The sequence below is a fragment of the Cellvibrio zantedeschiae genome (assembly GCF_014652535.1).
GTDB lineage: Bacteria > Pseudomonadota > Gammaproteobacteria > Pseudomonadales > Cellvibrionaceae > Cellvibrio > Cellvibrio zantedeschiae.
Genome location: NZ_BMYZ01000003.1, coordinates 236,397 through 258,978, shown reverse-complemented (window position 1 = coordinate 258,978; position 22,582 = coordinate 236,397). Strand labels below are relative to the sequence as shown.

The 22,582-nt window shown below is 45.7% G+C and carries 21 protein-coding genes; 8 read left to right on the top strand and 13 right to left on the bottom strand.

Annotation, left to right across the window (positions count from 1 at the left end; genetic code table 11):
• Positions 1 to 54: 54 nt before the first annotated feature.
• Positions 55 to 1,599: a M48 family metallopeptidase gene (locus IE104_RS15215; RefSeq protein WP_189420071.1), complete on the top strand. Its 1,545-nt coding sequence runs from the start codon at positions 55 to 57 to the stop codon at positions 1,597 to 1,599.
• A gap of 182 nt (positions 1,600 to 1,781) precedes the next feature.
• Here IE104_RS15215 and IE104_RS15210 read toward each other — a convergent pair whose 3' ends face one another.
• Both IE104_RS15210 and IE104_RS15205 read right to left on the bottom strand, forming a co-directional pair.
• Positions 1,782 to 3,245 (bottom strand): glycoside hydrolase family 30 protein, encoded by a 1,464-nt coding sequence (locus IE104_RS15210; RefSeq protein WP_189420070.1) that lies wholly within the window; start codon positions 3,243 to 3,245, stop codon positions 1,782 to 1,784.
• Positions 3,246 to 3,314: 69 nt separating this feature from the next.
• On the bottom strand, positions 3,315 to 5,924 hold the full coding sequence (locus IE104_RS15205; protein WP_189420069.1) for a cellulase family glycosylhydrolase: 2,610 nt from the start codon (positions 5,922 to 5,924) through the stop codon (positions 3,315 to 3,317).
• A gap of 527 nt (positions 5,925 to 6,451) precedes the next feature.
• Between IE104_RS15205 and IE104_RS15200 the strand changes: the two genes are divergently transcribed.
• Positions 6,452 to 6,673, top strand: coding sequence for a hypothetical protein (locus IE104_RS15200; RefSeq protein WP_189420068.1), 222 nt, complete (start codon positions 6,452 to 6,454; stop codon positions 6,671 to 6,673).
• Positions 6,674 to 6,683: 10 nt separating this feature from the next.
• Here the strand turns inward: IE104_RS15200 and IE104_RS15195 are convergent, their stop codons facing one another.
• The 9 genes from IE104_RS15195 to IE104_RS15155 form a co-directional block, all read right to left on the bottom strand.
• A complete protein-coding gene (locus IE104_RS15195; RefSeq protein ID WP_189420067.1) occupies positions 6,684 to 7,061 on the bottom strand; it encodes a hypothetical protein in 378 nt (125 codons plus the stop codon).
• Positions 7,062 to 7,104: 43 nt separating this feature from the next.
• On the bottom strand, positions 7,105 to 7,506 hold the full coding sequence (locus IE104_RS15190) for a cupin domain-containing protein (protein WP_229837983.1): 402 nt from the start codon (positions 7,504 to 7,506) through the stop codon (positions 7,105 to 7,107).
• An 11-nt stretch (positions 7,507 to 7,517) separates the two neighbouring features.
• On the bottom strand, positions 7,518 to 8,276 hold the full coding sequence (locus IE104_RS15185) for a class I SAM-dependent methyltransferase (protein WP_189420066.1): 759 nt from the start codon (positions 8,274 to 8,276) through the stop codon (positions 7,518 to 7,520).
• 64 nt (positions 8,277 to 8,340) lie between these two features.
• A complete protein-coding gene (locus tag IE104_RS15180; protein WP_189420065.1) occupies positions 8,341 to 9,039 on the bottom strand; it encodes a hypothetical protein in 699 nt (232 codons plus the stop codon).
• A gap of 96 nt (positions 9,040 to 9,135) precedes the next feature.
• Positions 9,136 to 9,357 (bottom strand): hypothetical protein, encoded by a 222-nt coding sequence (locus IE104_RS15175; RefSeq protein WP_189420064.1) that lies wholly within the window; start codon positions 9,355 to 9,357, stop codon positions 9,136 to 9,138.
• Positions 9,358 to 9,388: 31 nt separating this feature from the next.
• Positions 9,389 to 9,772 carry a hypothetical protein gene (locus IE104_RS15170; protein ID WP_189420062.1) on the bottom strand — a complete coding sequence of 128 codons (384 nt, stop codon included), beginning with the start codon at positions 9,770 to 9,772 and terminating at the stop codon, positions 9,389 to 9,391.
• Between the two features lie 130 nt (positions 9,773 to 9,902).
• Complete coding sequence (locus IE104_RS15165; RefSeq protein WP_189420060.1) at positions 9,903 to 10,622, bottom strand: hypothetical protein; 720 nt, start codon at positions 10,620 to 10,622, stop codon at positions 9,903 to 9,905.
• 141 nt (positions 10,623 to 10,763) lie between these two features.
• Positions 10,764 to 12,863: a carbohydrate-binding protein gene (locus IE104_RS15160; RefSeq protein ID WP_189420058.1), complete on the bottom strand. Its 2,100-nt coding sequence runs from the start codon at positions 12,861 to 12,863 to the stop codon at positions 10,764 to 10,766.
• Positions 12,864 to 13,280: 417 nt separating this feature from the next.
• Positions 13,281 to 14,558 (bottom strand): M48 family metalloprotease, encoded by a 1,278-nt coding sequence (locus IE104_RS15155; protein ID WP_189420056.1) that lies wholly within the window; start codon positions 14,556 to 14,558, stop codon positions 13,281 to 13,283.
• Positions 14,559 to 14,696: 138 nt separating this feature from the next.
• Between IE104_RS15155 and IE104_RS15150 the strand changes: the two genes are divergently transcribed.
• The 4 genes from IE104_RS15150 to IE104_RS15135 all read left to right on the top strand — a co-directional run bounded on the left by IE104_RS15150 (position 14,697) and on the right by IE104_RS15135 (position 17,516).
• Positions 14,697 to 15,179, top strand: a complete 483-nt coding sequence (locus IE104_RS15150; protein ID WP_189420054.1) for a DUF4265 domain-containing protein — start codon at positions 14,697 to 14,699, stop codon at positions 15,177 to 15,179.
• Between the two features lie 43 nt (positions 15,180 to 15,222).
• The gene (yaaA, locus tag IE104_RS15145; RefSeq protein ID WP_189420052.1) at positions 15,223 to 15,996 is read left to right on the top strand and encodes a peroxide stress protein YaaA; all 774 of its coding nucleotides are present in this window, start codon (positions 15,223 to 15,225) and stop codon (positions 15,994 to 15,996) included.
• 197 nt (positions 15,997 to 16,193) lie between these two features.
• Positions 16,194 to 16,580, top strand: a complete 387-nt coding sequence (locus tag IE104_RS15140) for a TfoX/Sxy family protein (protein ID WP_189420050.1) — start codon at positions 16,194 to 16,196, stop codon at positions 16,578 to 16,580.
• 54 nt (positions 16,581 to 16,634) lie between these two features.
• Entirely contained in the window at positions 16,635 to 17,516 is an 882-nt protein-coding gene (locus IE104_RS15135) for a response regulator (RefSeq protein ID WP_189420048.1), read from the top strand.
• 47 nt (positions 17,517 to 17,563) lie between these two features.
• Here the strand turns inward: IE104_RS15135 and IE104_RS15130 are convergent, their stop codons facing one another.
• Both IE104_RS15130 and IE104_RS15125 read right to left on the bottom strand, forming a co-directional pair.
• A complete protein-coding gene (locus IE104_RS15130; RefSeq protein WP_189420046.1) occupies positions 17,564 to 18,181 on the bottom strand; it encodes a hypothetical protein in 618 nt (205 codons plus the stop codon).
• A 230-nt stretch (positions 18,182 to 18,411) separates the two neighbouring features.
• A complete protein-coding gene (locus IE104_RS15125) occupies positions 18,412 to 20,319 on the bottom strand; it encodes an ATP-binding cassette domain-containing protein (protein ID WP_189420045.1) in 1,908 nt (635 codons plus the stop codon).
• Positions 20,320 to 20,453: 134 nt separating this feature from the next.
• Here IE104_RS15125 and IE104_RS15120 point away from each other — a divergent pair, with 134 nt between their 5' ends.
• Positions 20,454 to 22,061, top strand: coding sequence for an alpha-N-arabinofuranosidase (locus IE104_RS15120; RefSeq protein WP_229837981.1), 1,608 nt, complete (start codon positions 20,454 to 20,456; stop codon positions 22,059 to 22,061).
• Positions 22,062 to 22,091: 30 nt separating this feature from the next.
• Entirely contained in the window at positions 22,092 to 22,556 is a 465-nt protein-coding gene (locus tag IE104_RS15115; protein ID WP_189420044.1) for a TIGR02444 family protein, read from the top strand.
• Positions 22,557 to 22,582: the final 26 nt, after the last annotated feature.

Sequence of the window (22,582 nt, the reverse complement as noted above, 5' to 3'; positions counted from 1 at the left end):
CTTTACCCTGTTGCTACCAATAAAATGAACTAAAAGGAAAGATGGAACTATAAAATGGCAAAAAAATATCGCGTTTTATCCTCGGCCAGTATTCATTCTTCAGCCCAGCCAGCAGATGTGATTGCGGCATTAAAAGATATGAAAATGAGTGAGCAACAAGCAAATGTGCTGCTTACTAAAAAGGTCATCATCAAAAAGGAACTGGATTACAGTAAAGCTCTGGAGCTACAAGAGCGTTTTGCCAGGGTGGGGTTGTTAGTGAATATCCAGTCTTATGACGTTGAACTGCCAGTTGAAGAGCAGCAAGCTCAAAAGCCGGCGCAAGATGTGTACGCACTGTTGGAGAAAACCTTTAGTACACCCTTCAAGGCCGTTAAGGTATCGAGTAGTTACAAGTTATCGCTACTGCTCGTGGTTGTTGCATCGCTAATTGGCCCGCTGATTTATTTTGGCATTTTATCGGGCAGTGCATGGAGTTTATGGTGGTATTTCCATGAAGGCCGCCAACACATGTTTGGTAGTTTCCATATCGTTGGGCGCGGCGGTTTATGGTGGCAATTGCTTACTTATGTAGTACCAGCTTTTGTTGGGACTATCCTGATTTTATTTTTAATTTATCCGCTCTGGCCGCAGGGTAATCGGCCCAAACCTTTTATGCTTGATCGAAAAAAGAATAAACGTTTCTACGCTGCGATTGATCAAATGGCTCATGCCATTGGTGTGCCTGCACCGCAATATATTGAATTGATTCCCGATGTAAATGCCGCTGCGGGACCGGTCAATGGTTTACTCAGTTTGCAGCAGGGAAAGTTGCGCTTGGTGATTGGTTTGTCGTTGGTAGCCGGTAGCACCGTTCAGCAATTGCTCGGCGTAATTGCGCATGAGTTTGGTCACTTTGCACAGCGCTCTGCTATGACAACAAATATGTGGGTTAATTACGTTAATCGTTGGTTAGGTGAATGCGCATTTGGGCAAGACGAATGGCATGCGCGTTTGGCTCGCTGGCAAGAAACTTATGATAATGGCGTAGCGCAAGCTTGTATTTTCTTTGCGCAAATGATGATTTTAGCCGTGCGCTATTTATTTGCTTTTTTGTACAAGCTAAGTATTAAGCTAACCTCATCCATGTCACGCAATATGGAGTTCGATGCAGACTGTTATGAAACCCAATTGATAGGAAGCCAATATGTAAAAGCCAATACTTTAAATATTCGTAAGCTTTCTTACGCCTGGCACAATGCAATGGAATTAAATTATCAGGCGCTGCATGAAAAAGATAAATTGCTGCGCAACATTCCCGCTGCGATTATGCATGTGTTTAACGAATACCCTGCGGATATGTTAAAGCGCATTGAAGAAGACCTGCATGAAGACCAAACCAATTTCTGGGATAGCCACCCGCCTGATCATGAGCGCATTACTGCTGCGGAAGCTTCTAAGGAACCGGGACGTTTGCAGTGTGATTTACCAGCCACTGTATTGTTTAATGATTTTGATGCATTAAGCGAGCAGGTAACAAATTACTATTATTACTGTCACGGCATTAGCGGCGCCAAAGAATTTATTGTGGATAATCATTTGCTTTTGGCTAAGCAATAACACCCTTCTATTTTTCCCCTCCCAGAAATAAAAAAGCCGTTTACATAAATTATGTAAACGGCAAAGGGAGAACAACAGCGAAAACATTACAAGCCTCTGAATTTTTTGCTATGCCTGCACGCACAGCAAAAAATATCAGAGGTTATTTCAAACGGTAAAACATAAAACAACAGCGAAAAAAATTAATAAACTAATGTCTGTATGGCGTGCGCTGGAATCTTCACTACAGATTTATCAGTGCCTACGAACAAGTTGTAAGTCACTTCGTTATCCGTTGGGTTCATCACCACAGTTGCCATTTTGTTATCCGCATTGAGAAATGATGTGGTTAACAAATTACTTCTGCTCGCAACAGCGCTCACACGTTGAGCTTTAGGTTGAACAAACTTGGAAATGTGGCCAATGTAGTAGTAAGGGGGTGTATAAACTAATTCGCCAGTTTTGCTCATTACATGCAATGGAGAGAAACAGAAATTGCCAACGTGATTTGGGCCACCGGTTTCATCTAACAAAATATTCCAGTCAGTCCAGGCCACTGTGCCGTTATTCAAATCGTTAATCATCGAATCGCCGTAGCGCTCGCCGTTGGGCCAGTATTGCAAACGGTCGAATGAATATTTTTCGATAGAAGCTTCAGTCAACATTAACGGCTTGTCTGGATAAGCTGCGTGAACATCGGCAACGTTTTTATACATGGGTTGACCGCCAGCCCATGTCTCATACCAGTGATAACCAATACCCCACGCGTATTTCGCCGCTTCTGGATCGCCCAAAATAGTATTTACGCGTTGATTGATTAAATCGCGGTTGTGATCCCAAATAACAATAGGTCTATCACCCAAGCCTTCTTTTTTCATCACCGGGCCGAGATGATTTTTTAAGAAGTCGCGCTCTTCTTCTGCGCTGTAAATCATGGATTCCCAGGTTTGTTTTGCCATAGGTTCGTTCTGAACGCTAATACCCCAAATTGGAATGCCTTCTTTTTCATAAGCTTTAATAAATTTGGTGTAGTAGGTCGCCCAGGTATCGTAGTACTCAGGTAAAAGTGTTCCACCTTGCAACATGGTTTTATTGGTTTTCATAAACGCTGGTGGCGACCAAGGGCTTGCCATGAGTGGTAATTTTCCACCTGCAGCTTCAATAGCTTTTTTGATTAAGGGAATGCGATATTTTTGATCGTGTTTAATGCTAAAACTTTTCAGGCTTTTATCGCCTTCTTTAATGTAGGTGTAACTGCCACTACTAAAATCCGAGCTGTGTATTGTGGTGCGCGCCCAGGTGTAACCAATGCCTGTGTCTTTGTTGTAGTAAGCGTTTAAAAATTCTTGTTGTTTTGCCGGTGTTAATTTTGCAAAACTTTCTGCCGCTGCATCGGTAATTGCACCACCAATACCGATCATGGTTTGGTAGCGAATTGCCGGGTTTACAAAAATAGAAATATCGGTTTCCGGCGGTTGTTTGCCGGGAGCAAAACTCAAAGTATCCGTTAAGGTTAAGCGCTTATTGGTATCTTTTGCGGTGGTATAAACGCTAATGCTTTTACCACTGGTAGAAAAAGCGGCTTGTTGTTCATCTGCGTATGCAGTTAACGAACTGGCCGTTAACGCGCCCAGCAGCGACACGGCGGTAAAAACATTTTTCTTCATCGTTTGCTCTCTGTGTTTTGTTAATAAAAATGTTGGAAGAGGACAGGCTTTCACCCGTCCCCCGGTTTGTTAAATAGCTTTCACATCAAAATAATTCATATTCCATTCCTTGCCGATGGATTTGAAGCGCAAGGTATGGTTGCCCGCTGTCATCGCAAAAGTTGCACCTGTGTAAGTTTTCCAGGATTGCCAGCCGCCAGTAACAGGTACTGTCATTGCATCAACTTTCACACCGTCGATCTGGACTTCAAAACCACCGGTGCTGCCGTTTGCAGTTGCAAGGCGATAATCAATGGCGAAATTTCCTGCAGTGGCAACGCTGACTTTGAATTCGATGTAATCATCGGGATCAAAGTAACCAACGTTTTTACCACCGCCGGCATCCGAACAATCTTCTAACTGAATACCCGACATTGATGTGTAAAGTTCCGCTTCAACTTTAGCGGGCAATGCGGTGTAGTTAATTTTGTTGGCGGCTTCATCACTGCGATAGCTCTCATCTTCTGCATCAGTTGCGCTAACTGTGTAGTAATAAGTGGTGCCATCTACAGCGGTTGAATCCGTATAGGTATTGGTTTTCACGCCATCAGCCAGCAAGGTGCCGCTGCTTGGAGTAAGACCGCGATAAACTTTGTAGCCGGTAAGGTCGCTTTCAGTGTTTGCTGTCCAATTGAGTGCAACACTGCCAGTGCCTTGAACCAACGTCAGGCCCGTTGGGCGTTTAGGTAAAGTGTAGATGGTGGTTGGCGTAGACGGCAGGTATTTCGCCAAACCGGAATGTACGTCATAACCCTGGGTTGCAAAGCTCTTGAAGAGTTTTTCGATATCGGCGACAGAAGCGGTCGCAAAATCGACTTTGCCGGTCATATCCACAACGTCTTTACCTGCTACCGGAGCCTGGTCGATCAAGTACATTTCAGCCCAGGTATTTACGCTACCGTTGTCTTTGAATGTACCGTTAAAGGTATAGCTTTGGCCGCCTTCAAGGGTGATGGCTTGGTAAATGCCGCCGTTGATTTCGCCCGTTACACCAGCAGGACGTGTGATACGCAAAACTGGGCCTTCACTGCCAACAGGTGTTTTACCTGCTACGTTGTAGTTGAAGTCCAGATTTTCGCTGCCGCTGATGCTCAGGGTGGTCCAGTCTGTGTTAGCACCAAAATTGCCGTTCTTGATAATTTCGGCTTTGGTCGTATCATTCACGATACTGATTTTGTCGAACACTACGTCAGGATTAGCACCGGCGTTGGCGCCGCTCTTGATGACGAAGTAGTAGGTTTTAGAGCCAGTGCCGCCCACTTTGATGGTGGTCGCTTTCTTGGCGCAGGCATCTGCAAAGGTAGAGTTCCAATTGGCGCAATCCCAGGTGCTCGCCTTGGCAACCAAGCCTACACCGCTATCGTTATTGGTGTTAACGGCGTTAGTAACCATGCCCCAGGTACCTTTACCTGAACCGCCCGCCGCACTTACAAGCTTGTAAGCCCAGCTGGTAGAGGCCCAACCGTAGCTGGCATAGGTGTCATAAGTTACTCGGCCAAGCTTACCGCCCAATTCCAAACCAGCGGATTGCCAGGGTTGGAATTCACCCATGAGGAATGGGGTTTTAAGCGCAGTGATCTTGGTATTCCAATCGCACACGCCGCCAGTGCCAGACGCGCCACAGCGTAACCAGTCGCGGTGAATGTCGTAATGGGTATCATTAGGACGATCACCAAACAAACCTGGGTAGGGGTGCAATTCAAAGGCAACGTTGGTCATGCCCTTAGCTGCCGGGTTGCCGTAGACTTCAATGTTGCCGTAATGGCTTGGCAAAATAACGATGTGTTTATCGTCAATCTTACGGATGGTGTTGTACAGCTCGGTCACGCGGGTCGCCATATCTTCCGCGCTTGAACCCCAAGGCTCATTGAGTGGATCGTAAGCGGCTACAACAGGCTCATCTTTATATTTGGTTGCGATTTGCTCCCACAACCACTTGGTGCGGTCCTGGTATTCGGTATTGGTCCAATACTTGTTTTGACCAGAGCAACCGGTATGGTCATTGGGCGTTTGGCCGCCCAAAGCACCGTGCAAATCCAGGATTACGTAAATGCCGCGCTTCTTGGCTTCAGCAATACTCCAATCCAGATAATGCCATGCATCTGCACGCAAGGTTTTCGGGTTCTTCTCGTCTTCAATCACGCTCCACAAAATCGGCAAACGTACAACATTAAAGCCGAAAGCTTGCAGCTGGTCCCAGTCACGCTCAGTCATCCAGCTGTCGCGGAAAAGTTTGATCAAACGCTCTTTTTCGGCATAGCCAAAGCGCTCGGTGAGTTTGTTTTCAAGGGTGCATTGGTCGACAACGCCGTTGCCGCCCTGGCCCATCATCCAGAATTCCTGCACCAACCAGTTGCCGAGGTTGGTGCCTTTCAAGTTGACCGCTTTGCCGCTGGCTTTCGCCCACTTGGCACCGTCGGCGCGCAACAGGGTTAAGCCTTCGTTATCGACTGATGAAGACGATGACGAACTGCTGCTGGTAGTAGCAACACTCGATGAGCTTGAACTGGCTTCGCTGCTGGCAGAACTTTTACTGCCGCCAGACGAACCGCCGCCGCAGGCGACCAGACCGAGAATACTTGCCGATGTAATAAGACTAAGTGCGCTAAGCCGTAGGCCGCGCTTGGCTATGTTATGCATGATGGAGACTCCGCTTTTATAGTTATTGCCGTTGGAGGGCACTTTCATTTTTTAATTTGGGCGTTTTTATTGGGTTGCTCGCTCGTTGCTGTTAGTTATTTGTTTTCGCCGTATTGGGAAAACACTTTTATTAATTGCAGCTCTGAGTAGATGCATTCTTAACGGAAACCGAAAAGCCTGCGCCCGAATAAACCTATTCGAACTTAAATGATGAAAGTGGGAATTGGGACGGCGTTTGGATGGGTTTATTCGAACGCGCTTTGAGTCTTATTCGGACGAATAACATCCTCAAGATGTTCAGCCACGTCGCGCTGGATAAAAGCTGGAAGGGCCAAAAATTAGCCAGTGTGATTTGCAGCAAGGTGTCAGCAGCTTGCGCATCAAGTTTTCCTGCGGCGCTTAAAAAAATATCCTTCGTACGCTATCGAACGATGGAGTTTGGCTTGCTTAGGTAAGATTGATAACGAGAAATCCTAATTCCATCGGTCAATGTTTTAGGCGACCAAGTGTCGTCGGAGGGTAAAAAAATGGAACATCGTTATGTAATTGACTACACACTGGATGGCCAAAAAGAATCTTTGGAAGTGATTACTGACTCAGAAGTATTAACGCAGGAAGAAGCGCAAAAACGGGTAAAAGCTGCCGCCAAGCCCTACGGCAAAACAAATGAGGTGAGCGATATTAAAATCGTAACCGTCCACAGCGCAGATGTAATTGATACAGACCCCGCGACATCTGCAAGCGAGTGAATCCAACATATTACTGGCGATGTACAAACCAGATTTTTAAGTAGGCGACACCAATTATCGCTTCAGTGATGACGGCTAAACCTATACCCGGCCCCGCAAAACCTCGCAGGTATTCAAATAACCCCAGGCATGCGAGTCCCAACATCATTACACCTAATCCCATGCAAATCGATTGGCGCGATTGTGAGTGAGGCTGAGCACGACCTAGCCAACTCAAAATCGCAATGCCAAGAAACAACATGGCAGCTCTGCGCGCAATAAAAAAGGCCGAGCCGGTTTCGGTAAGTTGGAAGATAAAAAATATGGGTTCAGGTACGAACAATAAGGATAAAAATAAAATTAACGCGAGTGCCGCCGTAAATATACTTAGCGCTTTGAACCCAATCATAAGAACTCCTGTCAGCTAATGTTTGCCAAGCATTTTTAATGCTTTAGCGAGTAGTTCCCAGCGGATTTTTTTCAAACCACTCCACTATAGATGGCATATGCTGCTCAAAATTTCCCGGAGTAGAAATATTCAGTGCGCCTGCACGCACATCAGTGCGGTTTTCAAAATCATGCGTGACTCCGCCGGGTGCCAACACAAATGAACCTTTGGGTGCATCCGTCCATTGATCGCCTACTAAAAAACTCATCACCCCTTCAAGCACATAAAAAATATCATCTTCCGGGTGAGAATGTGCGCCCGGCCCTTTCGAGTAAGGCTCCAACCACCATTCAGATATTGAATAGGCGCCATTAGCTTCATCGCCATCAGCTTTAAATACTGCAGACATGGTTCCCATATCATAAGCGCGCCCTGCACCGGGCAATAAAATAATGGGTTTGCGCATATAGCTTATCCTTAAGTTTTTGTGGCTACAACAAAACGAACATTATTACCTTTGCAGTGTTTCGAAGATTCAAGGCTTCCAATTATCTCATTACAGATTTCAGGATACTGCGCTGGATATCTATTTTTCAAACCTTGCATGCGCTCGAGCCGTGCTTTCCAGTTGAGTAGAATCTGGTGCTCACAAGATCCGTCAAAATTAAGTTCCGCATCAGTCACATTATTATTGACGTAGATGATATTAAAACCGACTTGCTTAAGCAGGCTTTCCATCTTGGAACCAAAATCAAAATCGTATAAACCGAGTTTTAAAGATTCAATTTCAAAATCCCTTACGCGTTGGTAATGCTTGCTGTCCAGCAGCATGTTTCCAGAAATAAAACAACTTACATCTGCTAACGCAATCCAGCCACCGGGCTCCAAGGCATCATACAGTGATACTAAAATTTCAGCGGGGTTCTTCAAATAGGATAATGAAAAGCTTGCCCACACACCGGTAATTGGTGAAAGCTCGCGATAATTAATTGTTGCGAAATCGCTGCAAATAAAATTCTGGTTGGGTTGCTTGTTGGCGTTGCAGTAATTTATAAAATCACTATTCGAATCAATGCCTGTTACAGAAGCAACCCGTTGCGCAAATAAATTAGAAACACCGCCTATAGAACAACCCAAATCAAGAACACGGTTGTTTGCGTCTAATGGAATCGCTTCAAGATATTTCTCCCAGTTCCGCCATGATTGTTGGCGTTGGTATTCTTCAATAATATCCACGACATGGGCCCGCTGCTATATTCCCGGTTTTCTTAAAATACATGTAGTGCAAGTAGCCACTTATTTATTTGCACACAACTTTGGTGGAATATCGAATATATAAAACCAACTCGTCTACGGCAGTTCTATCCCAAGCAACTCTACCAGAAAGACCTTCATTCTCTGTGTAACAACCGCTGCCTAATGATTCCTTAAGCTTGGTGTTTTCTTTTGCTATTAGCGATAGTATTTCAGAGCGATATTGTTCAGGTCTTACAATGCTTAAGCCGATGTCGCCGTTATTTTCAATTTCGGTTCTTCCTACCAGATTTGCGTTTTTCAGGAATTTTTTAAGCTCCTCGATTTTTGCCTTGGCTGATTCTTTTTCTGTGATGGCGATTTTTATGGAAATTTGAATGTGGCTCGTATCGCTGGATCTTTTGTCATCCAATATTTGCAGTGATTCATCGTCCAGATTTATTGGCGATAAAAACCCTTTACCATATGAAAGTTCTATTCCACGAATTTTCTTGGATGCTGAAATTAAGTTTTTAATAGTTTGCAGAATTTCGCTTTTACGTAGATCTGGCGATCTACTGTCATTAATAAGTTCAACTTGTTGTACCAGGAAGTCCGCTTTCTTGCTAAAGGTGATAGCAGGCAATTCGTTGTAATCATTCGCCCTAAGCCCGGTAACTACTATTTCCTCGGCATCCTGGGCGGATGCAAGTAACGAGAGAGATAAAATGCTTGCGCCGATTAATAAGTTTATATTTAATTTCATTGTAGCGTCCTTTGTTAATTTGAATGTACTTCAATCTTAAACTAGTAATGTGTTCTTGATTTTAAAAATTAATGTACTTTCTAGATGCTATACCACTTACTTAAAAATAACTGCGATAGATTTCAACATGTATAAGAAAGGTTTTTCCATTCCTCGACAGTTACCGCTAGTTTCAGATTCACATAAATGTACTGAGTAAACAGCTAAAGCGACTATTGCTAAGAAAACAATACCAAGTATTAGCTTTAGCTTTTTGTTGAGCGTTTGTATTTTTCGCTCCATTGCCTCTTCGCTTTTTGAGTTGTACTTTCTTTTCATGATAACCAAGCTCAGGGTTGTCTTTAAGTTTTTATACGACTTGTCCTAAGGTAAAAATTGGTAAGTACAGTGAAATTAACGATAGGAAAAAATAAAAGACCATGGAAAAGAAGGCTATAAGCGTTATTTTGAAATATAACCTTTGGCCTTTAAACGAAAACTCGCCTAAGCCGAAAATAAATAGTACGGGAACAATGCAAAAATACGCTATGAGCTTATAGCTCGGTGCCAAAGTCAAAGATATATTCGTAAGCGTAGGCAGTTGCACTCCAAACGAATTAAACGTTTCTTGGAATTGCGGGATGATTTTGGATAAACCATAGAATAGATAGCCTCCTGCACCCCACAAACACCCAGCAATAATTTTTTTGGTTCGGCTTAAATTTTGAATGTTTTTATTGTTTTCTGTTGTCATGACATATTCCCTTGCTAAGTTTTTTAGGAGCTGGAGCTCCATTAAGGTGGGTTCTCGCCTAGCGAGCAATTAAAGAGTTAAAATTCGCGGGTTACGCCATTTTGTGGCTAACCAGCACTACATGGCTTTGTTATTTTGTATTTTTAAAATGTGTCATAATATTATTTTCTATACAGATTCTTTCTATTTCTTTTGACAGTGGTTCGGAAACTTTTTCTCCGATTATTACCCCTGTTATTGGGGCATCGAATAGAATATTTATGTTGGGTGTTTTCCCAAGAAAGCGTATTTCCATTTCTGGCTTCCACTTTAATGTTTTTGTGCAAAGTATTTTTCTAAAAACTTTTTCAGTATTACCTAATGCAGCTTCCAAGAAAAGATCGACGTGAAAAACGCTTGCTCTTGAATAAGTAACTGAATGATAAGTTTCCTCTAGATCCTCATCTGAAATTTCAAATTCAACAACGGCACCAAATCCTTGTCCGCCATATGTTTCCCATAGCCAAGGATCAGTTTGTGATAATGAAAAACTTGTTACTCCGATTGTTTTTCGACAGTTTTCAATAATTTTATCAACTTCAGGTTTTGCATATTCTTCAATTTTATTATTGAGGACGGCATAAGAAGCCGTCATGTACGCTGGAAAAGCTAAGGATCCAAATTTTTGAATCGTAGCCGTCAATAAAGCAGCTGTCTTCTCCGAAGGTGTGTAGTCCATGGAAAAATTAAATTCACTACTATCATTTAGGGAGCATGGAGCTGCACACCAAATCTTTTTTTCTTCTATGATTTGAAAAAAATGACTGTGAGTATTTTTCTGCCTTAAATCCTTGAACTTGTATATTTTCATCCGCTCTCTACATATGGCTAACTGTTTATTAAATCTCCCTGACTATATCCTTCTCAGATACCAAAATCCAACTCTTCCCAAAAAACAATAAAGCCAGCACATTTCTGCACTGGCTTTTCTTTTCTCAAACAATTTTAAATCTTACTGCGCGTTCAACTGCCACCAGTTGATATTCCAGCCGCCTTTTCTTACAAAAATTGCGAGGTCTTGTTGGCCTGCTTGTAAGTTGACGGTGATGGAAACGGTTTGCCAGTTTTGCCAGCCGCCGGTGTTAGGTACTGTAACTACGCCAACATCGGCTCCGTTTTTACTCAGCACTAATTGGCCGCCTGCGTAAGGTGATGCAACACGAACCTGGAAGGTGTAGTTGCCGGAGGTTGGGATGTTGATTGGGTAGCTCATCCAATCGTTGTCGTCGGTGCTACCTGCGTTAAAACCGCCGCCTGCATCGGTTGTGGTTTCCATGCGAATGCCGCTGTGGTTGGTGAACATTTCTGCTTCAACGCGGTTGTTTACGGTGGGCTTCCAGTTCATCCAGTAGGCAATGTTTTCATTGCGCACCAATGGTTGCGTTGCGAATGAGCGGAACCAACTTTCGATTTGCGCGCTGCTTGCGGTGTTCACATCAATATTGCTCATGGTGCCGCCATTGCTGCTGTTTTGGACCATGCCCCAGCCCCACGAATCTGTGTTGCCATTTGAGCCAGCGTTGGATGTGGTTTTGTAAGCCCAGTTGGTCGCCGCCCAGCCGTACATGTTGTATATGTCGTAGGCTTTGCGCGTCATTTGGCCGCCGTAGCTACCCATCAATGTCCATGGTTGGAATTCGCCGACGAGGAATGGCGTTTTCAAATTGTCGATTTTGGTTTTCCAATCACAACTTTCACCCGTGCCGTTTTGATTGCAGTGCAACCAGTTGGCGTACATGTTGGCTTGGCCTGCGCCGTAAGTGGCGGTGTCGTTCCAGCCCCACAAGCCTGGGTAGAAGTGCATCCACAATGATGAGTTAGTGAGGCCGCGGCTGTTGGGGTTGCCGTAGGCATCGATGCCACTGTTATGGCCGGGCAACAGAATTACGTGATCAGGATCTTTCGCGCGCACTACGTTAAACAATTCGTAAGAACGGTTTGCCAAAGAGGTTGCGTCTGTGCCCCAAGGTTCGTTCAACAAATCGTAAGCGGCAATGGCGGTACGGCCACGGTAGCGCGAGGCGATGTTATCCCACAGCCACTTGGTGCGATCCCAGTAGGTGTTGTTGGTCCACATTTGCGCAGCGCCAATGCAGCCGTCGTGTTGTTCGCTCGCGGCAGCTTGGCCACCGACTGCGCCGTGCAAATCGAGAATCACATACATACCACGTTTTTCGGCTTCGTTAATCGCCCAATCCAAATACTGCCAAGCGTCGCTGCGCAAGGTGTAAGGCGCATATTCGTTTTCGACGAGACTATATAAGAAGGGGATGCGCACTACGTTCATACCCATGCCTTTCATTAAATCGAAATCGCGGGTGGTGATGAAGCTGTCGCGGAAGACTTTCATCAAGCGTTCTTTTTCAGTGTTGCCAAAGCGTTGTGAAAGTTTGGATTCGAGCGTGCACTGGTCGTTGATGCCGGTCATGGAACCGCCCATCATCCAGAATTCCTGAATCAACCAGTTACCCACGTTGGTGCCGCGCAAGTTCACGCGTGCACCGCTGGCATTAACCCAGTATTGACCGCTTTGCTTGATAGCAGGCAGAGCTGTAATCGGGGTGGATTCAGCGGTGAGCTTGATCCAGTTGATATTAAAACCGCCAGTTTTGGCGAAGACCGCTAGGCTTTGGATACCTGCATTTAAATAGACGCGCGAGTTCACGTTAGTCCACGCCTGCCAACCGCCAGTGTTGGGGATGGTGCTAACAGCGCTTACGTCCGTAGAGTTTTGGCTCAGTACAACTTGGCCTGTCGCGTTAGGTGAAGCCACACGATATTGCACGGTATACCAGCCTGCGCTGGCCACGTTGATGTTGTAACTCATCCAATCATTGGTATCGATCCAACCGACATCTTGTCCGCCGCCGGTATCGGTGGTGGTTTCAAGTTGTACGCCACTCATGCTGGCGTAACTTTCGGCCTGGATGGTGCCGGGAACGGCAACTTGCGCAAGGCTGATATTGGCAAATGCCAAGCCTGCCAAGCCTGCCAAGGCGAGTAAGGTTTTTGGAACATGGGCGAGCACGCCCGCCGGGCTGGAGTTTTTCATATGTATGTACCTGTAGAATTTATTGTTATTACAGAGTACGAAAGCCGGTGCGAACCCCCCAACTGGCAAATAGGAGGTCTCCCTGTAGTACTGCTATCCAGTATTGGTTGATCAATTGAGGTTGGAGTTTCCCAATTAATAATACGCAAGCGCTGGTTTCGTCAGCCAACATTAGGCCTGCGTGCAAGTGCTGTCGTTCTGGGGAAAACAAAGTGCAAAAAATAGTTGGAGACGAACGCGTTTGCCTGCGAGCAATTTGTTCGAACTGGTGGTGAATCAAGGTTTGTAGCGGTGTTTTGGCGCGCGGTTTCACATTGTTAAATCTCCGCGCTTATTTGTTCGAACTAAAAAAGCCCGCGTAACTTTTGATTACGCGGGCTTTTTTTAACTTCCTTTTAAATCTTTACAGCTAAATCTTTACTGCAATTGTGCCAATTTCGCTTTAGCTCGCTCACCCGCTTCGCCACCGGCGGCGGCAACTTGCTCGTAGTAAGCGCGGGCGGTGCCGCGGTCACCTTTGGTGAGCGCTATATCGCCTAACTGTTCGCTAGCTTCCTGAGTTGGCAGGAGTTTTTGGCTTGCAACCAAATCGCGCTCTGCAAGGCTGCTATTACCTAACTCCTTATACGCCATACCACGGTAAATATAGGGGCGGAAGAAATTTGGGTTAGCGTTAATAGCCCTATCCAACGCAGAAACCGCTTCTTTGTTTTGGTCTTTTTGCAGCAACAACTTACCTTTTAACTCCCAAAAAAGCGTTTCTTTAGGTTGCTGTTGAATTGAATTATCCGCCAGCGACAAGGCCTTGTCGTATTGCTTGGCTTTTGCAGCTTTCATTGCATCCTGGTAACCGGTGTAAGCGTCTTTGTCTTTTTTAAGTTGGGACAAGGCGCGCTGGAAAGCTTCCTTGTTGCGCGCCCCACCTTTAGGATACTTGGCAACTTCAGCTTTGTTTGCGGCTACGCGGTCGCGTGAAGGTGGATGGCTGGCAAACAAACCTTCCAACCAACTTGGTTCCTGTTTTTCCGCCATGCGTACAAATAACTCCTGCAATTCTACGGCGGCTTGTGGGTCGTAGCCGGCTTTTTGCATGTACTTGATGCCGTAAATGTCGGACTGGGTTTCATGGTCGCGTGAGTATTTAGAATTCCAGGCATTCGCCCCCACGGCCAAAGCCCCCACGGCCAAAGCACCGTATTCGGATTTTTTATTGGCGATAGCAACACCCGCCAATAATGCGCCTGCACCAACGACCATTTGTTGGGATTTTGCACTGGCACCATGACGCGCCGCGGCGTGGACAATCTCGTGGCCCAAAACGGCTGCCAGCTGGGCTTCATCCTCCAGTTGAATCAAGAGCCCACGGTTAATTGCCAGCTTGCCGCCAGGCATAGCCCAGGCATTGGGGACATCGTTATTCAAGACCACAAACTCGTAGGGCAATTTAGGCCCGTCAGTCACAACAGCCGCTAACTTTTTACCAACCTGATTCACGTAGGCCGTCAAACCTGGGTCCACCACATACTGGCCGCCTTGGGATTGCTGGCTCGGCAAATAATTTTGGTTTCCAGTTTCTATATCTTGCGCGACTGAATCGAAGATCATTTCTTTTTTGCCCGTCACCGGGTTTACGGCACAGCCCACAATGCTCATGGCAAGCAACGCGCAGGCAGATAGTCGAATTAAATGTTTCATGGTTCCTCCCATTGTTAGTGCCACCATTGTTAGTACCACCATTATCAGTACCCCCATTATGAATGCGTAACTCAGATATAATGCCACACAACCACCGTTAAACTAAGTTAACTGGAATACCAAGCTGCGAGACTGTGAATGAAAGCCTTACAAGTGATTGAACTCTTTGCCGGATTAGGCGCGCACGGCAAACCTATTGTAGAAAAAATGCATGTGCGCGAATTGGAAAACGGCCACATGCAACTCGTTAAATCCCCGGCGTTTATCAAAGGCCTCGCCAGCGGTGATGTCATTCGCTGCGATGTTCCCAATCAGGAATTCGAAATTGTCCAACGCAGTGGCAATTTGAGTGTGCGCGTTTTTAGCCGCGATGATATTAGCCTTTTGGCAGATGCCCTAACCGCAGAAATTGAAAAGCTGGGTGGTGATCTGGATGTAGAAACTCCGCGTATGCTGGTTTATTCCCTACACGTTAGCGTTGGTTTTAGTGTGCTTGAAGATTTATTGAATCAGTTCGTTGGCAAAGATGGCCGCAGCACCTGGATGTACGGCAATGTCTATGATCCTATCGACGGCCAAACACCACTGAATTGGTGGCAAGATATTTTAAAGCCGGAATAATTACGCCGATTTTTTTAATCCCAAATTTAATGATTAGAACTCTATGCTGTTATTGATTTCCCCCGCGAAGACTCTCGATTTTGAAACGCCTGCGCCGACCCCTGAGTTCACACAAGCAGATTTTCTGAAGGAATCCAAACTGCTCATTAGCGAGTTGCGCGCATTAGCGCCGCACGACATTTCAAATCTGATGAGCATTAGCGACAAGCTGGGGCTTTTGAATTTTGATCGCTTCGCCAATTGGAAAACACCCTTTAAACCGACGAACGCCAAGCAGGCGATATTTGCATTCCAAGGGGATGTTTACACAGGTATGCAAGCAGAGCGCTTTTCTGCGGAGGATATCCAGTTCGCGCAGCAACATTTGCGCATCCTGTCTGGCCTTTACGGGCTGTTGCGGCCGCTGGATTTAATGCAAGCCTACCGTTTGGAAATGGGCACCGGTTTCGCCAACTCGCGCGGCAAAAACCTTTACGAATTCTGGGGCGATAGGATTACAAAGGCGGTCAACAAACAGTTAAAGGAACTGGATTCCAAGGTGCTGATCAATTTGGCCTCTAACGAATACTTCAGCGCAGTAAAGCCCAAGTTGGTAAAAGCCGAGATTATTACTCCCATCTTCAAAGACCAAAAAAACGGTCAATACAAGATCATTAGCTTCTTTGCTAAAAAAGCGCGCGGCATGATGAGCGCTTACATCATTCAAAATCGAATTACTGATCCGCAAGCCATCAAACAATTTGACGTAGCCGGTTACAGCTTTGATTCTGCGTTGTCGAGCGAGTACGAATGGGTGTTCACGCGGGAAGAAATATAAAATAAACCCGTTTGTTAGATAAGTTTTTTATAAATATTGGCATTTGCGGCTTTATATTCCATAAAACTCATCTAAGCTTCGCTTATTAAAAAATTCATTCTTAGAAGCTTGTTGCATTCACTTGGGCTGCGACATAGAGTTCCACTTATTTTTTGTCTCACTCTAGTCAAAATAACATCTATAAAAACAGGAAAATTATGACGGTAAGCAATCACTTTTTACTGCATGCAGTAGAAAGTATGAGCCACGTGGCCCCGGTGTCCTATCGTCGTATTTTTAACGGCTACGGGATCTATCACCACGGCGTACAGTTCGCGATTGTCATTAACGACCATCTTTATTTTCGGGCCGACGATTATTCCCGCAGCCTTTATATCGCCAAGCGCATGACTGCTTTTTTACCCTCCACTATCGAGTCCGGTGACTCCCATTTCTTTCAGTTACCGGATGATGTTCTCACGCACCCCGCCGAGCTAATCTTCTGGATGCGCATTGCCGTTGAAGCCGCTCAGGGCAGTTATTCACTTGAAGATGATGAGCCTGCGAGAGTAAATATACCTATACGTCATTTACGGCAGCGTTAAGCAAAGCCTATAAATTGAGCTAGTCTGAAGAGATACTCACAAGGACTTCAGCTCATGGCTTTGAAAATTCTGGTCGCGGACGACGCAACCTTCATTCGCGATATGATTAAAAAACAGTTGCGTGACCGCATTCCCGGCGTAGAAATTTTTGACGCTGCCGATGGTGCTCGCGCGCTCGCGCTTTTCAAGCAAAATGATATAGACATGATTTTGTCGGACTGGGAAATGCCCCTCATGACCGGCGAAGAATTCCTGCGTAACGTGCGCAGCAGTCCCAACGGTGCCAAAACCCCCTTCGTGATGATCAGCAGCCGCGGTGATCGCGATCATATTGTTAAGGCCATTCAATCAGGTGTTTCTGATTACCTCTCTAAACCTTTCTCTGCCGAGGAACTGCTGAGAAAGGTTTACAAACAACTTAAAGTGCTTGGCAAATTACCCTCATCTGCCGCACCGCGCGCCGCAACCCAAGGTATTGCCGCAGCTTCTATAGATGTACTCACTGCTGGCCGCGTGGAAGCCGTAGCTCCAAAAGCTGCAGCTGCAGCGGGCAATGGTAGCGCGGCGCTCTTAACGGGCTCGCCTTTGCTAACTGCCAAGCCTGTGGTGGCCGCCGTTAAATCCACACCCAAAGCGCAAGCCCAACTGCGTTTTTCCGATAATCGAATTTTTGCCTGTGTTATTCGTGAAATGTCATTGCAGCTAATGAGTTGTGCTTTACAGCGCACGGAAAAACTTCCCAGCTTGTTTGAACAAGCGGTGGTGGATATAGACATGGGTGAGGGCAATGGGTTGGCGCGGGTTAACGGCTATGTACATAGTATTATTGCGGGAGAAAACCGACCTGACTCCAGCACCGTAAAAATGGTTATTCGCTTTGTGGATAACGATGCAGAAAAGTTTGAAGTCCTTTCAAAATTTATTTCCCAGATGTAAGCCTTAAAAATACAGCCCCGCCAAGGCAGGGCTTGGTCTCGGAATTTTTATAGCCAGCGCCGGGAAAACAACCCCAAGAATCCCAATAAAAATAACGCGACGGCAGATGACTCGCTCACCAACACGTGCTCGCCCCGCATTTCAAAAAATAACTGACCGTTGGCTTTAATAAAATCGACGAACACAAAATCCTTGTGATGGAATGCGGAGTCGGAAGGATGGTCAATACTCTTACTCTCGAGGCGAAAGGTTCCGTCGCCCATTGTGCTGGTAAAAAGCGCTGTTTCAAAGGTAATAAAATTTAACGCCTGGGTTCTATCCTGATCACCTAAATGGCCAAGCGCATCCGGGCGCTTGTGCAATTTGGAAGAAAAAGTCACTGTAGGTTCGTCGCCCGATGCAGGCACCGAAAAAAGCGCGCGGCTCTCCCAATAGGTTTCTGAGTCCGGTAGGGGGCCGGTCGGTACTGCCAGCAAGTCACCCGCCACACCATCCCATTGCAATCGCCAAATAAATCCCAACCCATCGGTACCTGCACCTGCGGGTTGTAACTCATCATATTTAATCGTATTAACAATAATCGCAAACGCATTAGAGGTGAGTACACAGAAAAAAACCAAACCCAAACATAATTTTTCCAAAGCTTTCTTGCTGTCAATTTTCATTTCCCTCTCCCATATTTATTAATATGAAAATCATGAAATAGAACACCGCCCCAATGAGTCCAAGGGGGGGAACTAATTCTATGCTGATTGAAAGAATTCGCGAGGGGAAAGTAGCGTTTTTATAAATTCGATTGAAATAATAACGAGTTGCTTAATAGTGCCTGGTAACTACTTATAGATAAGTGAGTTAACAGTCGCTATTTTAATCTGCTTTAGAATTAAGCCGCGAGCTAGTTGCTCGCAGCTTCCAGTTCCTCACTAACGGCTAACCAACTTTCCTCTGTCTCTTCAAGTTGCTGTTGCAGCTTGGCTTGATCTAACAAAAGTTGTTGGAGGTTGGCTTTGTTTTTATCGTCGTAAATACTGCTGTCACCTAACTGTGTTTCAATATCGGCGAGCTTGGTTTGCAATTTTTCCATCTGGCTTTCAAGGTTTTTTAATTTATTGGTCAGTGGTTTTAATTGCTGACGCTGCGCTGCTGATTGCTGGCGCTGTGCTTTTTTGTCTACCTTATTCTCATTTTCTGGCGTGTATTTTTCTTCTACCGCGGCTTGCGCTTGGCGCTGTTGTAGCAGCCATTTGTAGTAGTCCTCCAGGTCACCATCAAACTCACTTACCTTACCATCAGCGACTAATAAAAATTCATTCACGGTATTGCGCAATAAATGGCGATCATGCGAAACGATAATCACCGCGCCTTCAAAATCTTGCAGCGCCATGGTGAGGGCCTGGCGCATTTCCAAATCCAAATGGTTGGTCGGTTCGTCGAGCAATAATACGTTGGGTTTTTCCCAGGCAATAATCGCTAAAGCCAAACGCGCTTTTTCGCCGCCAGAAAAATGTGTAATAGGTTCGAAAGCACGATCGCCGTGGAAATCAAAACTGCCGAGGAAATCGCGAATTTCCTGTTCGCGCGCTGTGGGCGACAAACGTTGAATATGCAGCGCGGCAGAAGCATTGATATCCAGCGCTTCCAATTGATGCTGCGCAAAATAGCCAAGCTTGAAATGTTCGCCGTTAGTGCGGTCACCAGCAAGTAGTGGTAATGAACCTGCAAGGGTTTTTACCAAGCTGGATTTACCCGCACCGTTGGGGCCGAGCAAACCTATACGCGTTTCAGCGCGAATAGCCAGTTCCACTTTTTCTAAAATTTTTCGAGTTTCAGAATCTGAAATTTTATAGCCGATATCTGCGCGGGAAATGTGTACCAAAGGTACAGACATTTTTTCAGAGCATTTAAAGGTGAAAGTAAACGGCGAATCCACATGTGCGGCGGAAATTTTTTCCATGCGCTCCAATTCTTTAATACGGCTTTGGGCTTGACGCGCTTTGGTCGCTTGGGCGCGGAAGCGGCGAATATAATTTTCAACGTGCGCAATGCGCTCTTGTTGTTTTTCGTAGCTCGCCTGTTGCTGCGCTAATTTTTCAGCGCGCTGACGTTCGAAGGCAGAATAATTGCCGCTGTATAAATCAAGTTTTTGTTTTTCGATATTAACGATGCGATCAACAATGTTGTCGAGGAAATCGCGGTCGTGCGAAATAATAATCAAGGTGCCGGCGTAGCGCTTGAGCCATTCTTCCAGCCAGAGCGTTGCATCCAAATCCAGGTGGTTGGTCGGTTCGTCGAGCAGCAATAAATCTGACGGGCACATTAAGGCTTGCGCGAGGTTTAAACGAATCCGCCAACCACCGGAAAAATCGGTTACGGGGCGAGCATCGTCGCCGGGATTAAAACCCAAACCATTTAATAATTGTTGTGCTCGTGCCGGTGCAGAATAGGCGTGAATGTTTTCCATATCGCCATAGAGATGAGCAAGCTTTTCGCCATCGCTACCCGCTGCTGCGATTTCACTTTCAAGCCGGCGCAATTCACTATCGCCATCCAGCACATAATCGAGCGCGCTGCGCGTAGTGTGGCCAACTTCCTGCGCCATATGGGCGACACGCCACTGCTTGGGAATATCCAGCGTGCCGGTATCGCTGGCGAGTTTGCCGAGCAACATTTGGAAAAGAGTGGATTTACCAGTGCCATTGCCACCAATCAGGCCGACTTTTTGGCCCGGGTAAATCGTGAGGTCGGCGGAGTCCAACAGAAATTTGGGGCCGCGCTGCAGTGAGATATTTTGTAATTGAATCATGGCGCGCATGCTAGCAGACTGCGAGCCTCATTCATAAGTCAAAATGATGGATGAAAAGGCCAATCTTCTAGCGAAATGTTGTTTTGTAATATAATATTTAATATTGCTGCTTGGAGAATAACATGAGGTTGGATATGTATAAGGTTTTTGTTCCTGTATTGGGGCGCGCGACAATGAAATTGCTGCGTTTGGTCGGTTTGATTGGTGTTGTTTTTGGTATTAGTTCAATCAATGCTTCGGCTAATACTGCTGTTAAGGTGTCTATAGATCCCGCCCAGGATGGCCCCGTAATCAATCGCCACATTTTCGGTCAATTTGCCGAACATTTGGGGCGCGGTGTCTACGAGGGCGTTTGGGTTGGCCCGGATTCTACAATCCCCAACACGCGCGGCATTCGCAAAGATGTAGTCGGGGCACTAAAAGCCTTGAAGGTGCCTAACGTTCGCTGGCCGGGTGGATGCTTTGCGGATGAGTACCACTGGCGCGATGGCATAGGCAAACCAGAAGACAGGCGCAGCCGTATTAACGCCAGTTGGGCTGGTCGCCCTGAGCCTAACTCATTCGGCACTCACGAATTTTTTGATTTCATCCAACAAATTGGCGCAGATGCCTTTATCTCGGCCAACGTGGGCTCGGGTACTGTGCAAGAGGCGGCAGATTGGCTCGAGTATTTAACAGCGCAAGATTCCAGCCTGGCAAAAGAGCGTGCGGCCAACGGTCATCCCAAACCTTATGAAGTGGCGTTTTGGGGAATTGGCAACGAAGTCTGGGGTTGCGGCGGGCCATTCACTGCCGAGGAATATGTGACCAAGCTGAAGCAATTTTCCAATTTCAGCACCAATCACAATAAAAATATGCCGACGCAACAAGTCGCCGTTGGACCTGATGGCGATGGCTTTCCTGAATACGCGGAAGTGGTGATGAACGCCTGGAGCAAAAGAACCTGGGCGTGGAATATTGAAGCGCTTTCATTGCATCGCTACACGCGCAACGGATGGCCGCCCAATATCCCAGCAACCGGTTTTAACCAAAAACAATATGCCAGTGTGATTAAAGAAACATTGGGTATGAATGATTTTATTAAAACCAATATCGCGATCATGGATAAATATGATCCCGAGAAAAAAGTGGGTATTTTGGTTGATGAATGGGGTACCTGGTACGCGCCAACTAAAGGCACAGACCCCGGTTATCTGGAGCAAGAAAATTCCCAACGCGATGCTATTATCGCCGCATTGAATTTTAATATTTTCGCTCGCCATGCAGATCGCGTGCGTGGAGCAAACATTGCGCAAATGATTAATGTATTACAAGCAATGATTTTAACGGACAAAGAAAAAATGGTCTTAACGCCAACCTATCACGCGTTTCGAATGTATGTTCCATTTCAAAATGCGGTAAGGCTTAAGACCAACTATGACCAAGGTGTGTATAAAGAAGGTGATATTAATTTGCCAAAAATTGATGTTATATCTGCACGCGACAATCAAGGACGCATCTGGGTAGCGGTAACTAATATTGATCCCAAACAATCTATTGATGTTGATCTTTCTTTGTTGGGCAAATCGATTGCCAGTGCAGATGGTGAAATATTAAAAGCGCCCACCATAGATGCCGTTAATAGTTTTGCTAAACCTGATGTAGTGTCGCCCAAAAATCTTTCGTTGAAAGCAATTAATGGGCAGCTTAAATTCACTATTGCGCCGCAATCAGTGTCGGTTATTTCTGTTAAAAGCCAATAAGAGCATTTTTATAAGTTGAACAGCCAGACTATGGTTAAATCACAAACACTCTGGAATTTTGCGGTTGCGTTTTATGCGCAGCCGCAGGTTGCCGATACCTGCCTGCGTTTGCAGGATGAGTACAAAGCCAACGTGTGTTTGTTAATTGCCCTGCGCTGGCTCGACACCTGTGATCAAGCGCTCAGTGATGAGGAGTTTGTCGCTTTAAAAACTCACGTAGCAGCTTGGACAGCGCAGATAGTTGAACCTTTGCGACAGCTGCGCAGACAACTAAAGTCACCCTTTGAACCTTATCAGCAAGATGAAACCCAGGAGCAATTGCGTAACGCGGTAAAGCAAGCAGAGCTATTGGCAGAAAAAAAATTGTTGGAAGAAATTGAGCATTGGATGAGCAAAAATGTTCAAGCTAGTAAGGCAAACGCTAGCAGCAATATTGAAGACTATATTGTTGAATTAAATGCGCCGAAAGAATTGCTGGTAGTATTGTGTAAGTAATGGAGTAAATTTTGAAAATAAAAAAG

What these genes read in the sequence shown, in the direction of transcription:
- yaaA (WP_189420052.1), top strand. Translation starts at nt 15,223, where the DNA reads ATGCTGTTATTGATTTCCCCCGCGAAGACTCTCGATTTTGAAACGCCT.
- IE104_RS15205 (WP_189420069.1), bottom strand. Translation starts at nt 5,924, where the DNA reads ATGCATAACATAGCCAAGCGCGGCCTACGGCTTAGCGCACTTAGTCTT.
- IE104_RS15125 (WP_189420045.1), bottom strand. Translation starts at nt 20,319, where the DNA reads ATGATTCAATTACAAAATATCTCACTGCAGCGCGGCCCCAAATTTCTG.
- IE104_RS15115 (WP_189420044.1), top strand. Translation starts at nt 22,092, where the DNA reads ATGGTTAAATCACAAACACTCTGGAATTTTGCGGTTGCGTTTTATGCG.
- IE104_RS15160 (WP_189420058.1), bottom strand. Translation starts at nt 12,863, where the DNA reads ATGAAAAACTCCAGCCCGGCGGGCGTGCTCGCCCATGTTCCAAAAACC.
- IE104_RS15175 (WP_189420064.1), bottom strand. Translation starts at nt 9,357, where the DNA reads ATGAAAAGAAAGTACAACTCAAAAAGCGAAGAGGCAATGGAGCGAAAA.
- IE104_RS15130 (WP_189420046.1), bottom strand. Translation starts at nt 18,181, where the DNA reads ATGAAAATTGACAGCAAGAAAGCTTTGGAAAAATTATGTTTGGGTTTG.
- IE104_RS15210 (WP_189420070.1), bottom strand. Translation starts at nt 3,245, where the DNA reads ATGAAGAAAAATGTTTTTACCGCCGTGTCGCTGCTGGGCGCGTTAACG.
- IE104_RS15120 (WP_229837981.1), top strand. Translation starts at nt 20,454, where the DNA reads ATGTATAAGGTTTTTGTTCCTGTATTGGGGCGCGCGACAATGAAATTG.
- IE104_RS15200 (WP_189420068.1), top strand. Translation starts at nt 6,452, where the DNA reads ATGGAACATCGTTATGTAATTGACTACACACTGGATGGCCAAAAAGAA.
- IE104_RS15180 (WP_189420065.1), bottom strand. Translation starts at nt 9,039, where the DNA reads ATGAAATTAAATATAAACTTATTAATCGGCGCAAGCATTTTATCTCTC.
- IE104_RS15135 (WP_189420048.1), top strand. Translation starts at nt 16,635, where the DNA reads ATGGCTTTGAAAATTCTGGTCGCGGACGACGCAACCTTCATTCGCGAT.
- IE104_RS15190 (WP_229837983.1), bottom strand. Translation starts at nt 7,506, where the DNA reads ATGCGCAAACCCATTATTTTATTGCCCGGTGCAGGGCGCGCTTATGAT.
- IE104_RS15140 (WP_189420050.1), top strand. Translation starts at nt 16,194, where the DNA reads ATGACGGTAAGCAATCACTTTTTACTGCATGCAGTAGAAAGTATGAGC.
- IE104_RS15155 (WP_189420056.1), bottom strand. Translation starts at nt 14,558, where the DNA reads ATGAAACATTTAATTCGACTATCTGCCTGCGCGTTGCTTGCCATGAGC.
- IE104_RS15170 (WP_189420062.1), bottom strand. Translation starts at nt 9,772, where the DNA reads ATGACAACAGAAAACAATAAAAACATTCAAAATTTAAGCCGAACCAAA.
- IE104_RS15165 (WP_189420060.1), bottom strand. Translation starts at nt 10,622, where the DNA reads ATGAAAATATACAAGTTCAAGGATTTAAGGCAGAAAAATACTCACAGT.
- IE104_RS15150 (WP_189420054.1), top strand. Translation starts at nt 14,697, where the DNA reads ATGAAAGCCTTACAAGTGATTGAACTCTTTGCCGGATTAGGCGCGCAC.
- IE104_RS15215 (WP_189420071.1), top strand. Translation starts at nt 55, where the DNA reads ATGGCAAAAAAATATCGCGTTTTATCCTCGGCCAGTATTCATTCTTCA.
- IE104_RS15195 (WP_189420067.1), bottom strand. Translation starts at nt 7,061, where the DNA reads ATGATTGGGTTCAAAGCGCTAAGTATATTTACGGCGGCACTCGCGTTA.